This window comes from Paenibacillus plantarum (assembly GCF_013141695.1).
GTDB lineage: Bacteria > Bacillota > Bacilli > Paenibacillales > NBRC-103111 > Paenibacillus_E > Paenibacillus_E plantarum.
On sequence record NZ_WHNY01000074.1, the window covers coordinates 222972 to 237397 of the forward strand.

Genomic DNA, 14426 nt, shown 5'->3' on the forward strand with positions numbered 1-14426 from the left:
TATTGTCCATATTACAATTATATAACATGACCTACAACGTGAGAAGGCTGTCCCTCCGGCAGATGAACACTGCTGAAGAAACAGCCTCTAGGGCAACGCTTATTTTGCAAGTGCAGCAAGCACATCATCAATCTTTTTGCCATCAGCGATTGGACCGCTTTTCATCCATGTTTCAAAATTAACCTGATACACATGCCCCTTTTTGACAGCCGGAAGACTCTGCCACAGCGGACTAGCGAGCAATTCCTTGGTCTTGTCCTCTGCTCCTGTATCCGTTGTAATAAAGATGTGATCGGCATCCAACTGAGGGATCATTTCCATGGATATCGGCACAACTTTCCCATTCTTGTCCAAAATCAATTCTTTCACAAGCTTCGATGGCGTAAGCCCCAAATCTTGATATACAACAGGTCCGGCATAACCCGGGCCGCCATAGAGTCGGAACTCTTTCGTATGAACACGAACGATTGCAACCGTTTGATCGCCAATCTTTTGCTTGATGGTCGCTCCAGCCTGCTTGGCTCTCTGGTCATACTTCTCAATGACATCCTTCGCTTTGTCTGTTTTGCCAAACAGATCACCTAAAGTGCGAATCGTCGCTCTCCAATCTGCTCTTGCATCTTTAAAGGCGTACATCGGAGCCACTTTGGAAAATTGACCATACCTTTTCTCATCATATACATTTTCCAAAATGAGATCAGGCGCCGCTTCCAAAACGGCTTCTACACTTCCACTCACATCGATGGACGGTATCGAAAGACCCAGATAATCCTGTCCGCTCCATGTTCCGATCTTCGATTGCTTGAACGGCTGAATGCCCAACGACAGCAGTTCGTCTTCCAAATAAATTCCGAGAATCCGCTTCGCATCAGCGGGAATCTTCACTTCATGACCGATCTCATCCTTGACTGTCTTCTCCTGAGCTGCAGGCTTGGCCGACGCCGTTTCCTTCACAGTACTTGGGCTGACCGTCGCGGTCGCAGTGTTCGCTGCATTCGTATTCTTAGACCCACAACCTGTAAGCGATACCCCCAATGTGACAGCCAGTGCCCCCATCATCCATAAACGAGTTTTCTTCATGTCGATTACCACTCCTTATGCCTCTCTTTACTGAGAATCGTTATCAATTGTATCGTGATCCTCTTCGACTGCCAAGGACAAAACCGTTCATGGAGATGGACAATTGTGACATCTATTGTCCCAGGAATCGCAATGCTTCCTCCATCTTCATGGTATTCATCAAGATGCCGCTGCTCATCCATGTATAGTAATCTGCGTGATAGACATTCCCTCGCTTCACAGCTGGTATGTCATGCCAGTTTCGGCTGTCCATCAACGTCTGCAGCTGCTCTTCGCAACCTGGATCGACGACAAGCAGCAGTTGGTCCGCATCGAGCTGTGAAAGATGCGATATCGATACGCTTGCCCAGTAATCGTCCCAAGCCAGTCGGCGCACAAGACCTGGCGCCTTCAGTCCCAAATCCCCATACAGCACAGGTGCCGTATACGAATGCCTGGACCCGCCATACAAGCGAATTTGATCTGCATGGATTCGCAGCAAAGCGACCGTTTGCTCACCGATAGCTGACTTGATCTGTGTCGATGTTTCATGGCATTTGCGTTCATAACGGGAAAGCGCCTCTTCCAGCTCTTCCGATTTGCCCAGCAAAGTAGCAATTTCACCCAAAACGCGCCTCCACTCCTGTTTATACGAGATCGTAAACGTCGGTGCGATTCGATTCAGCCTGGCTTCCAGCTTCGGATCAATGTATTGGCTGCAAAGAATCAAATCCGGCTCAATCTGCAGCAGTTGGCTCAGATGACGTTCGCCTAGCTCAGCTTCCTGCTCTCCTAAATGAATGGATCGTTGCACTTGGGACGACAAGGGGTGTACTCTATCAATCATAGAAGCGTAAGGGGTAACCCCCAATGCTAGCATATGGTCTACATACGGCGGGAACAGGCATGCCACATGGTTTCTTTGTTTCTCCATATAGACTGTAGGCGACATGCCAACCTCTTGCTTGAATTTGCGGCTAAAATAGTACTGCTCGCCATAACCGGCATATTCTGCGATCCAACCAATCGACGCTTGACCGCGAATCAACTCGCGTTTGGCATGATTGATGCGAATGTTCGTCAAATACTCGCCTAGCGTCCTGCCAGTCTCTTTCCTGAATATACGGGAGAAATATTCAGGGCTCATGCCAGCCATTTGCGCAAGCATGTCGCGTGTAAGATTATCCTGGAAATGACGCTCCATATAGTCGATTATCCGGGCAATTCGCTCCTTCGCTTGTCCGACAGCTTCGTTGCCCAAATCCTTCATCACCCAGTAAAGGAGCTCTTGAAAAACTACATTTAAACGGAACCGTTCAACGCGCTCTTGGCTATCGCGCTCCATATACAGTCGTTTGGCGAGATCTACTGCTTGAGCCAGCGAATGCTCTGGGATAGCGCCGCACCACACTTTGTCGCCTTGGCCCGTATCTCCTGAATTGCCTATCGGCTTCTGGTCGTAAGGAAAAGCCTCGAAGGTGAAATCGTACCAGGCCAATCCTTCTCCTGTGCTCACGCTGGCAGCCGTATACGTCCCTGGCCGCAGCAGGCAGCAGCTGCCTCGTTGAAGAGGAATCCACTCGCCATCCACCATACATTTGCCTTCTCCGCCTAGGATAAGAAGCATTCTATAGGCATGCGGAATCTGCAGCTTGATGAATCCATCCGTGTCCAAACGATGATATTGAATCTGAAGCAGCCTAAGCGCCACTTTATCTAGCGGCAGCCACCTTTCTAGGGTATCATCTATCGCCGATCCCTCATTTCCTTCTGTCTTTTGCTTTAGCGTAGCACAAAACGGCTGGACATGTGTTCTTATCCATAAACATCGTTTCCGCAGCTCACACCAAACGCAGCGCTGGCTCCATCTTTAGCAGCCTCTCTTATACACACAGTATACCCAAACCTAGCTGGCCTTGTAAGGGAGTCTCGACTAGAAAGCAAGATTGCAAAAGCCGATCTGCACGATACTAGAGGAATAAACTTAATCAGGTGAGAGAAATATTTCCAATCGCATGCAACAAATCTTCCATGCCATCCGTTTAGTGGATACAGGTAAAATAATGGAAACCTACAATAACGAAGCAAAGGATGAGCTAGATGAAGAAAAAGGTTTTGGCCGTAGGCCTCCTAACGACCGCAATCCTCTTAACATCCGCTTTTACACCTGTCTCTACGCAGGCTGGTCAGGAAACGATCGTCAAGCTTGAAGGGCAACCGATTGCTTTCTCGCAGCAGCCACGTATGATGGATGGCATTCTAATGGCGCCTGTTCGCGATCTTGCAACCGCTTTAGACATGGAAGTAACTTGGAATGAAGCTGAACGGACTGCTGTCGTTACACGCAATGGGTACGAGCTTAAGCTGCCCCTGAATGCCGACTATGCCAACATCAACGGGCAAGCAACCACCATGAATGGTAGTACCCAAATCGTAAGTGACTCCCTCTACGTCCCACTGCGTTTCTTTATGGAGAGTGTCAATCATGTTGTTCGCTGGGATTCAGCAACTAGTTCCGTTAATATCACCAAGCAAACGGACAGCTTGCCGGTTGTCGGTACTTATGACCACTTAGTTACCCTATTAACGCAGAATGAAAGCAACGGGATGCGCACAAATGTTGTCATGATGAAATCTGCCATCGCTGAATCTTCCTCGACAGCCCCAGTGCCAGCTCCCCCCGGCATTGCTGGTGTCGTGGTCCAAGACTCGGCCAAATCCGTGTCACCCGAGTACTCTGGAACGAATGTGCAAGTGCAAGGTGTGGACGAATCGGATGTCGTCAAGTCAGATGGAACGTACATTTATACCGTGAATAAGCAGCGGATCGTCGTCACCCAAGCGTATCCGGCAGATCAGATGAAAGTGCTGAGTATCCTTGATTTCCCCCAAGCGGCAAACACCACAAACGCGCAGTTCCAACCGAGTGAAATCTACGTGGATGATACGCATCTGGTCGTGTTGGGGCAATCCTATCAAAACCTCATCCCCGTGCCATATAATGAGGCCTCAAGCAACAGCAGCAAAACCATCGGCATTGTAGACAAGAGAATGATTTCACCGATCCGATCGCAGGCAACGACGAAGGTCATGGTTTACGATCTCACGGATCGGAGTAACCTGAAGTTACTGAAAGAAGTTGAGCTTGAAGGAGACTATATTTCTTCCCGTAAAATGGGGTCTTCACTCTATTTTATCGCCAATAAATATGTCAATTACTATTACTACCGCGATAAGGCGAATACGGATGACGCCAAAAAAGAACTAGCCCCAGCTTATCGAGATTCCTCGGCAGGTGATTCTTTCACCTCGATTCCGTTAGATCAAATCTACTATTTGCCCAAAGCCCTTGAGCCCAACTATGTGCTCGTCGGAGGTCTTAATCTGGGCGATCTGACGCAGACGATGAATGTCACCTCGTACCTCGGCTCGGGTCAGAATGTCTACGCGTCTGAAGAGAACCTCTACGTGGCGGCCACAACCTATGAAGATCAACAGCAGGAGACGAACCTGTATCAATTTGGGCTAAACACAGGAAAAGCTGTATATAAAAATACCGGCAAAGTGCCTGGTCATCTTCTCAATCAATTCTCGATGGATGAGCATAACGGTCACCTCCGACTTGCTACAACCACGGGAGAAGTCTGGCGGACAGATGAAGGCACATCCAAAAACCACGTCTACATCCTTGACGCGAACCTGAAAGAGGAAGGCAAGATCTTAAACATCGCGCCAGGCGAGCGCATCTATTCTACCCGTTTCATGGGCGACCGCGCCTATATGGTTACTTTTAAAAACACGGACCCGCTATTCGTCTTAGACTTAAAGCAACCGGATCAGCCGAAATTGTTAGGGGCATTAAAGATCCCAGGCTACAGCAACTATCTGCATCCTTATGATGAAAACCATATTATTGGCTTCGGCAAAGATACGGTTGAGGTTGAAAACAAAAACGCAGCAGGCTCACAATCCATCGCCTATTATCAGGGCATGAAAGTAGCTTTATTCGATGTATCCGATGTGAATAATCCGAAGGAGAAATTTACGGAGCTGATCGGGGATCGGGGAACGGATTCTGAGTTGCTGTACAATCATCGTGCTTTGCTCTTTTCTAAGGAGAAAAATCTACTTTCCTTCCCTGTTTCGGTGATGAAACTCGACCCTGCGACCACCAATTCGAAGAATTCGGCTAGCGCATATGGAAGCTTTGCTTTCCAAGGAGCGTACGTTTACAACCTTGATTTGGAAAAGGGCTTCCAGTTCCGCGGCGGCATCACCCATCTCTCGAAGGAAGATCTGAGTAAGGCGGGTCAGCATTTCTATGCCGGTGACAAACAGGTGCAGCGCGTTCTTTATATCGGTGACACCCTGTATACCGTGTCGAACGGATTCATTAAGGCGAACGACCTTAGCACGCTGAAAGAAAAGAATACGGTCGTCATCCCGTAAATAAAGAAAAAACCTCGAATCCTATAAGGATCGGGGCTTTTGTGTTTGGCTAAGGCCAACTTAGATGGCTAAAACCTCTTTCAGATACGTGGCTAATGAAACGAGTTGATTGCCAACAACGTGCTTCGTTTGCTTCTCCGCAGCCTGAGCCGCTGGAACCATCGAGAGCTGAGCAGCAACCACGCGCTTCGTTGGGTTTTCCTCGATCAGAGGGATCAACCCATCTGTGACAGCTTGTATGTATTCACTCTTCTTCCCATGCATGATGAGCTCAAAGGTATTCGCCAGAAGGGCAGGCGCTGCTTCAAGTGCGATCCCTTTCTTAGCGGCGTAAAGGAATAACTGGTTCATCGTTCCTTGTACAGTGCTTGGATTCGTAAAAGCAACAATCGCAGGCTGATCCAGCTGACAGATCTCTTCGAATAGCGGATCATCGATTTTGATAATCGGAATTGGAAAAGGATGAACATTTTCATCGTAAATGGCGGTAAAAAAAGTGCATGTTATTAAAATCGCGTCTACGTGGCTTTTGGCTATCCAATTCAGTGTGTCGAGCACTTTCTTTTGAGCCATTTCGGTCGTGAAATCCGCATCCAGCTTGATCCGATCTAGACCCGGATCTACATAATGAATGAGCTCCACGTCCAAACTGCGCAGGGCATTGTCAATATGCTCAATATTCGAATAATGGGCATGGAAGCATCCGATTCTTTTCATTATTAATCTCCCAAGATGTACGTTTTCAAGAAGTCATTGCGGAACTTGCCATCTGGATCACATTGGCGAAGCAGTTGCTGAAAGTCTGGCAGTCTCTCAAACAGTGACTGCACGCGGGCCGGCGACATCGTAAACAGCTTGCCCCAATGCGGTCGAACTTCGAAAGGCTCGAGATGCTGTTCAATGATAGGCAGCACTTGTTTAACAGCTTCCCAATTCGGTTTCCATGTAAAATGAAAAGCGACCATCTGCTGCTTATAGCAGGGACTCATCCACAAATCATCTGCCGCAATTGTACGTACCTCAGAAACATACAGCAGAGGCGAGATGAGCTCTTTGATACTGTTGAGCGCACATAATGCCGCATACGCATGTTGGCGGGGCACGTAGTATTCGCTCTGCAATTCTTCCCCTGCACTAGGCGTGAAATCCATCCGAAAGTGCGGCATCCGTTCATGCCAAGGCCCTGGTATTCCCATCTGTTCACTGCAATTCTCGGAGGTGTGACCTGGCACGGGATGACGATGTGCATCAGCGAGCTTGGCCCCGTATAACTCAGCTTCTACCTGCTCCGGAGCGGAGGATTGAACACTCGTTACCTGCTTCTTCCACAGTTGATTAAACGAAGATTCCTGCCAATTTGTGAAAAGGCTGACACTGTAGCCACTGGAGAAAATGTCGTCGAAGTGCTCTTCTAGCTGCGCTAATGGCACATTGTCGTACACATGTTGATGCATCAGAAAGGATGGGACTACATTCAAGGTGATTGTCGTGACAACACCTAATCCACCTAGTCCTACAGCTGCACCGGCAAGATGTCCATTTTCATGGTCTCGGGAGAATAGCACGATACTCCCATCCGCGATGACCACTTCCATGGCATGAACAGCCGTCGCCAAATTGCCATGGCGATCACCAGAACCATGTGTTGCGGTAGCGCATGCGCCTGCAACTGTAATATGAGGTAAAGAAGCGAGATTGTGCAGCGCGTACCCATTCGCGTGAAGATACTCGCCTAGCTCACCATAGCGAATGCCTGCTTCAACCGTTACCCGATGGTTCGTTCGATCAAGCGAGATCACACGATTCAGCTTCTCAAGCGAAATCAAGCTTTCCGTACAGTCAGCGATGCCATTGAACGAATGGCGCGTACCAAGCACCTTGATTTGTTGACTGCTTGCTACTAATGCTTGTACTTCTTCTATGTTCGCAGGAACATGATAATTGGCGGCGCTGTACGTGTAATTGCCAGCCCAGTTGCGATTATTGATCATCGTTGTATGTTCTCCCTTTTCCCAGCAGTTTTATCATTTTATCACCATTTTAACATAACCCACTATCCAAGCATAAATCCTATGCACAACATCACATGATAGTAAACCCATCCGGCCGCTTACTCTAGCATACAAAAAAGGCACCCATAGTCTGAACGCTTTTTCAAAGTGTCCAGACTACGGGTACCAGCGTACAGACCTCGAGTCTTTTGTATATGAATATTTAATCCGTCAAAATCGCACAACCAAATGCTGGTAGCTGCACAGTCAAGCAACTATCCGAAACGCTAACAACGTATTCTACTTCATTAAGAACATCCGAAAGCTGATTATTTGAAGCTGTCCATGGAGCTGTAACCACCAATTCCTGTGGATTCGGGGAATGATGGATGATGACCGCGACGCGTTTACCGTCGTACTCGCGCAAAAAGCCAAACGCATTGCGTGCTTCATCAACGAACCATAATCGAAAGTTGCCGCGTGTGAGTACGATGTGACGCTTGCGAAGTGCTGCGAGCTTGCGATATAAAGCCAGCATCTCTCCGTTCTGCTCTGAGCTCTCCCAGACCATTGGTTTCCGGCAATCCGGATCGGTTTCACCAGTCATCCCAACCTCATCGCCATAATAGATCATCGGCATTCCGAGATAAGTGAATTGAAAACAAACGGCCAGTTTCATCCGAGCAACTGCTGTTTCTGTTTTGTTCCAACCCCATCCCCCCTTCATACAGGAGGTGAGAAACCGCTCAGTATCATGGCTCCCCAACAATTGGAGCATAGCTGAGTTCGCCTGATCCGTGTAGCTCATCTGAATTTGAACGATTTCCTCCAGAAAACGGGTCGCACCTACAGTTTGGCGGGCAAAGAAATCAAGTACAGCTTCACGAAACAGATAGTTCATCACACTATCAAACTGATCTCCCCGCAGCCAAGGTCCAGCTTGGTGCATAATCTCGCCGATTAAAGCAAGCTCGCTGCTAATGCCCTTCACTTCTGTCCGCAGCTGACGCCAAAATTGCTGATCAACTTCATTCGCCACATCAAGCCTCCAGCCGTCTATTCCTACCTCTTCTATCCAGTAGCGCGCCACCTTCAGCAAATAATCGACAACCTTCGGATTGGAAGTATTCAACTTCGGCATCGTGGATTCAGCATGAGAGAATGTCTCATAGCTCGGTACTGGCTTCTGTACAATCGGAAAGTTATGAACATGATACCAATCCTTATACGGTGAAGCATCCCCCGAATCCAACACATCGCGAAATGCGAAAAATTGGTCTCCTGAATGATTAAATACAGCATCTAGAATCAGACGCATCCCCTGCTGCTTAGCTGACCATTTCAGGAGCTTCAATAGTCCTATATCTCCGAAAGAGGGATCAATCTTGTAATAATCCGTAACATCATATTTGTGATTGGAAGGCGATTTGAAAATCGGTGTAAGATAAATCGTATTCACGCCGAGCTCAGCCAAATAAGGCAGTTTCTCGATGATCCCCTGGATATCTCCCCCAAATAAGGATTCGCTCTCTGGTTTATCCTCTTGCGTCCAGGGCTGAACACCTTTTGGGTCGTTAGTCAGATCGCCATTGCGAAATCGGTCTGGAAATATTTGATAGACAATAGCTTCAGGCAACCACGATGGAACCTGAGGAATATCCGCATCACAAATATATGAAAAGTGGAAGTAACCTGCTTCTGCTCGGTGCATGGAAGCTCCACGTTCTCCGTACCAAACATCATTTCCTTCTCGTGTTCGAACCATAAACAAATACCGCAGCCTCCTCTTCGGAAGCTCCACCATTGTTTCATAGTAGTCAAAATGTCGGGTAAAACCAACTTTCTCCATCTCCTGCGGCAGTTCTGTTCCCGGTGAATGATAACGATCTGCATGTACGATACTGCAAGAGAGTGTCGCATTTTTCTTCATCCGAATACGAACCTTCAGGTGGGTTTGATTCAAGGCAAAAGCATATGGAGCTTCGTTTGTATGATAAATAGACTCGAGCATTCGTTGATCTCCTTCTAGTAAGCATGACTTAGCCTTTGGATGCACCGACCGTAAGACCGTCTATTAAGTATCGCTGCAGCCAAAAATAAAGAATAATAATCGGGACTGCCAAGAGTACGGCGCCAGCCGCAAACATCGTAAATTCTGTTGAGTTCCGTTGGCTGACCATTTCATAGAGCCCTACAGCTAAAGTGATTTTTTCTTGTGATCTTAGAATGAGCCGAGCAAAGATGAAATCGACCCAGGCCCCTGAGAAAATAACTAGGCTAATGTACGTCAGCATAGGTTTGGATAAGGGGAAAATAATTTTCCAGAATACGATGCTATGCGTTGCCCCATCAATTAAAGCTGCTTCCTCCAAGCTGCGAGGAATCGTATCATAGAACCCTTTTGCCACGAACATATTCATGACGAACGCACCCGAGCTGTATACCAAAATGAGCGCCCAGTGATTATTCAACAATTTGATTTGGGACAACAGGATAAAGATGGAAATCATCGCCATAAATCCGGGAAACATATTCAGGATAAGCAGCAGGATTAACCCCTGCTTCCTGCCAGGAAACCGGAAACGGGCCAAGGCGTAAGAACCAAGCATGGTCAGCAGGCTTCCAAATAACGTAGAGAAGAAGGCTACTTTCAGTGTGTTCATAAACCATATAGGGTAACGGTGTATCTTACTTGTAAACAAGTCTCTGTAATGATCCAGCGTGAGCGAATGTGGAATGAAGGTTTCACTGTATAAGCTGTTGCCTGATTTCAAGGAAGACAACAATATCCACAAGGCAGGATACACGCTCGCCAATGAAAGAACGATTAGGATCAAATAGGTCACCACGAGGCGAATTTTCATTGAATAATGTCATCCTCCTTGTAAGATTGCGTTTTCCGATACTGATAAATCGAAATTCCAGCGACCATAACGAAAATAATCAGCCCAATCACCGAAGCGAAGTTGTATTGGTTGTTCGTTAACGTCAGCTTATACAGCCATGTCACAAGCAAATCCGTCGCTCCTGCATATTGGTAGTTGGATATAAGCGGATTGCCATCTGTGAGCATGAAGATAACGTTGAAATTATTAATGTTTGAGGCAAATTGCATAATGAGAACCGGAGCTGCAGAGAACATGACCATGGGCAATGTGATTTCCCTGAACTTATCCCAAGCCTTGGCTCCATCTACTTCCGCCGACTCATATAAATCCCTTGGAATCGTAGTCAAAATACCCGAGACGAGCACCATAATTAACGGCATACCCAGCCATAAGTTCACGCTAAGCACGGTTACCTTTGCCCAAAAAGGGTCTGTCAGCCAAGGTAATCCTTGCAGGCCAAACCATCTTAAGTACTGGTTAATTGGACCGAATTCGCTATTGAGCAAGTTGCGAAAAACTAATAATGAAACCAAATTGGGAATCGCAAAAGGAACAATCAGCAGCGTTCGCCACATTTTCTTTAACCGGACATCCTTCTGCGCAACCAAAACCGCTACGAACGTTCCTGCTACGAAGGTCGTTATCGTGGCCAAAACAGCCCATATCACCGTCCAAGTCAGTACGCCATAGAAGGTTCTGCTCCATGTCTTGAGTGTGAGCAGATTTTGGAATATACGAAATCCTACCCAATCCAAAAGGTTGGCCGGAGGCAGCACCGGGGCGGCATAATTGGTGAAGGCAATCAAAATACTAAAGATAAGCGGCATGACATTCAGGAAAACAACGAAAATGGCAGGGATGGCGAGAATGAGATAAGGAAAATGCCGATACCGAATATGCTGAAGCGTCTGGGCGAAAGAGTGGGGCTGAGTCCCCCTCTCTCGCAATCCAGCCACCTTATACGCATCACGCACATTCAGGATATACACAAGTAGAATGAACATCACACCTAGCAAAGAAATGAGTCCCTCCACCATAAGAAATACCGAATGATCACCTGCAACCGGCGTGTATACATCCCCCGATTTAACGATAGAACGCGGGGTATCCCCCAGTGTGATTAACCCAACAATGCGCCCGAATCCTTGAGAAACGATGAATACGACTCCCGCAAGGCCAAAGATAAACAATAGAAACCCTTTGATCAGTTGCTTGTTGTACCATTGTCCGAAACCCATGAAGAAGATGGAGAGCCATATGGCTTTGCCGGTGTAGTTGTTCTGCATGTCGATTGCGCTTCTTTCCTTTTTATTTTTTGGCCGGAGCTGATGCAATTTGTTCTTTAATCGTTTTCACCGCTTCATCCAACTTCTTGCGGACATCAGCACGCTCGTTCCAAATGGCCGTAAATGCCCCTTCCATCGGTGTCCATACATTGGCCGTTTGAGGGAGTGTCGGCATGGGCTGAGATTGCGCGAACTGCTTGATAAATCCACCTAACATCGGATCATTCGCAATAATGGGATCCTTGCTCGCCTCTGCATTTGCGGGTAGAATTCCCGTAGCTTTAAAATTCTTTAAAGCATTGTCCTTGTTGGTAATGAATTGGGCGAACAGCTTCGCCGCCTTAGGGTATTTCGTATAGGAATTCACATAGTAAGAGCGGACACCTGAAAACGATATGGCTTTCTTCCCACCTGGGAAATCCGGCAGCGGCATGACCCCGAAGTTCACTTTATTTTTAAATGAACCGATTGACCATGGTCCGTCAATGTTATAGGCTAGTTTGCCCTCTTGAAACAATTGCGTTTTCACATCATAGCTCAAATCCTCGACCTTAACAGGAAGAATATCATGCAAGCTTTGGTAATATTTCACGCCGTCTACAGCTCCATCGCTATTCAGACCGATATCGCCCGCATCCGTTCCGTTTTTGCCGAACATATAACCACCGAACGATGCCAGGAAAATGTAGTTGTAATACATGATCTTCGTTTCCCACATGATGCCGTATTTTTTCTTGGCTTGATCATTGTACGTTTTGGAAAAAGCAATAATATCATCCCAAGTCTTCGGCAAATCTTTAACTAAGTCTTTATTGTAAAAGAGGGCGTACGTTTCTACAGATTTTGGATACCCGTAAAGCTTTCCATTATAAGAAGAGGCATCGATCGCTGCTTTGGCCATTGTCGCTTCCGTTTCCTTTTGAAACAAATCATTGGGCAATAGCAGGCCAGCCGTTACTGTATTCCCAAGCTTATCGTGAGGGAACATCACCACGTCTGCACCAAGTCCTGCCGGTCCATCATTCGCAAGCCTTCCTGCTTGATCAGGTGCAGCGACAGACTCCACTTTCACATCGACATTATATTGTTGTTTGAAAGCAGCAGCCAATTCTTTTACAAAAGCAACTTCAGCACCATCTTCCCATACAAGTAGAGAGGCACCGGGCTCAGGTTTGCTATTAGCATTGGCATTGGCAGCGTTATCATTTTTATCCTTGTCTGTTCCTTCAGGCTGCTTGGTTGCCTCACTGGCAGGTTTCATGGAAGCAGTACTTGATTGATTATCACCCGCTCCTGTTGAACATCCTGTGAGTGAACTTGCAACAAGTGTGGCAGTTAGCAGACCTAACATTTTCTTCTTCATACGCAGCATTACCCCTTCTATAATCGGATGAAAAACGACAATACCATTCTGATTATTGATGTGCTATAGTGTAGAGAAAAATAAGCAACGATACATTAGGAAACCGGTTTCCTAAATATAAAATAACATATCCGTTTTCTTAAATCAAACTATTTTTATGAGCGTTGGGGGAACTATGAGTAAAATTACAATTAATGATATTGCCAAAGTTGCCAATGTCGCGAAATCTACCGTATCGAAAGTGCTGAACGACTCTCCAACGATACCGGAAGCAACCAAAATAAAAATTAGGGATATCATGAAACAAATGAATTACATCCCGAGCAGCATTGCAACCCAATTGGCTAAACAAAGCAGCTTCAATATCGGCGTGCTTATTGATATGTCACGGAAGCATGATTTCTTGAACCATTTCTTTTATACCATTATCGGTGGGATAGAAAATGTGATTGGCACACTAAATTATGAATTAACCATCTGCAATTCTCATTCCCAGAGCGAGAATAACTTCCTGGAACGACTCGTTTTGAATAAAAAAGTAGACGGTCTCATTATGGATAACACAATTCTAACCGCGTCGCTAGCTCAGCAATTGAATGATTTGCGATTTCCCTTCGTATCACTAGGCGGTTTAGCAGGTGTCGATTCGGTGAGTTGGGTAGATATCGATAATATTCAGGGAGCTGGGATGATCACCGAACATTTGTTGCAACAGGGATACAGCAACTTCGCTTTTGTTGGTGGTGAGGTTCATAGCCCCCTCTTCAAAAACCGATACGAAGGCGTGACACGTACGCTTCAACGGTTCGGTAAAACGATCCACAACGACCACCTAAAGACAGGTTTCGCTAACGAAGAAAACGGATATACCCTGATGCAAGAGCTGCTGGCACTAGCCTCCCCGCCTGATGCGGTTGTTTGCATCAACAATTACACCGCCTTTGGTGTATTAAAGGCCATACGCGAGCATGGACTGTCTGTACCGAATGAGATCGGAATTGTTACGTTCGACAATTACCCGCTTGCACCTTATACAACGCCACCACTCACTTGCCTCGAGCTGGATACTTTCGAGCTGGGTGTCACCGCGGGGACCATGCTGACTCAGCGGATTGCCGATCCTCATAAACCCGTGGAAACCAGATCGATTGAACCTAGTCTAATTATTCGTGAATCGACTCGTAGACAGTAAACATCATAAAACCGCCATGAGAAAAACTTCTCCGCTGTCCTTCAAGGACGGAGCGTTTATGGAGAAATACAAGAAAAGGGACTGTACTTGAGAAGTACGTCCCTTTTTGCATACGGCAGCCATGTTAGCGTTCCTCTCTCGTGCAGGGATGCGGGCAGCCGTGGACCAAACACTAGAGTAACTGTATTTTGTACATTT

The 14426-nt window shown here is 46.8% G+C and carries 10 protein-coding genes; 2 read left to right on the forward strand and 8 right to left on the reverse strand.

Annotated elements, in window-relative coordinates; genetic code table 11:
• Positions 1-99: 99 nt before the first annotated feature.
• Both GC096_RS27940 and GC096_RS27945 read right to left on the reverse strand, forming a co-directional pair.
• Positions 100-1080, reverse strand: a complete 981-nt coding sequence (locus GC096_RS27940) for an ABC transporter substrate-binding protein (protein ID WP_171634794.1) — start codon at positions 1078-1080, stop codon at positions 100-102.
• A gap of 112 nt (positions 1081-1192) precedes the next feature.
• Positions 1193-2770 (reverse strand): helix-turn-helix domain-containing protein, encoded by a 1578-nt coding sequence (locus tag GC096_RS27945; protein ID WP_171634796.1) that lies wholly within the window; start codon positions 2768-2770, stop codon positions 1193-1195.
• Positions 2771-3159: 389 nt separating this feature from the next.
• Between GC096_RS27945 and GC096_RS27950 the strand changes: the two genes are divergently transcribed.
• A complete protein-coding gene (locus GC096_RS27950; RefSeq protein WP_171634797.1) occupies positions 3160-5508 on the forward strand; it encodes a beta-propeller domain-containing protein in 2349 nt (782 codons plus the stop codon).
• Positions 5509-5568: 60 nt separating this feature from the next.
• Here GC096_RS27950 and GC096_RS27955 read toward each other — a convergent pair whose 3' ends face one another.
• The 6 genes from GC096_RS27955 to GC096_RS27980 all read right to left on the reverse strand — a co-directional run bounded on the left by GC096_RS27955 (position 5569) and on the right by GC096_RS27980 (position 13036).
• Positions 5569-6225 carry a hypothetical protein gene (locus tag GC096_RS27955; RefSeq protein WP_216626281.1) on the reverse strand — a complete coding sequence of 219 codons (657 nt, stop codon included), beginning with the start codon at positions 6223-6225 and terminating at the stop codon, positions 5569-5571.
• Between the two features lie 2 nt (positions 6226-6227).
• Complete coding sequence (locus GC096_RS27960; protein ID WP_171634798.1) at positions 6228-7499, reverse strand: FAD-binding protein; 1272 nt, start codon at positions 7497-7499, stop codon at positions 6228-6230.
• A 223-nt stretch (positions 7500-7722) separates the two neighbouring features.
• Entirely contained in the window at positions 7723-9510 is a 1788-nt protein-coding gene (locus GC096_RS27965) for a glycoside hydrolase family 13 protein (protein ID WP_171634800.1), read from the reverse strand.
• Between the two features lie 28 nt (positions 9511-9538).
• Positions 9539-10363, reverse strand: a complete 825-nt coding sequence (locus tag GC096_RS27970; protein WP_171634802.1) for a sugar ABC transporter permease — start codon at positions 10361-10363, stop codon at positions 9539-9541.
• Positions 10360-11673, reverse strand: coding sequence for a carbohydrate ABC transporter permease (locus tag GC096_RS27975; protein WP_171634803.1), 1314 nt, complete (start codon positions 11671-11673; stop codon positions 10360-10362). Before GC096_RS27975 ends, GC096_RS27970 begins: the two co-directional genes overlap by 4 nt.
• Before the next feature lie 22 nt (positions 11674-11695).
• On the reverse strand, positions 11696-13036 hold the full coding sequence (locus tag GC096_RS27980; RefSeq protein WP_171634805.1) for a sugar ABC transporter substrate-binding protein: 1341 nt from the start codon (positions 13034-13036) through the stop codon (positions 11696-11698).
• 175 nt (positions 13037-13211) lie between these two features.
• On the opposite strand from GC096_RS27980, the gene GC096_RS27985 reads away from it, so the two are divergent.
• Positions 13212-14228, forward strand: a complete 1017-nt coding sequence (locus GC096_RS27985; protein WP_171634806.1) for a LacI family DNA-binding transcriptional regulator — start codon at positions 13212-13214, stop codon at positions 14226-14228.
• Positions 14229-14426: the final 198 nt, after the last annotated feature.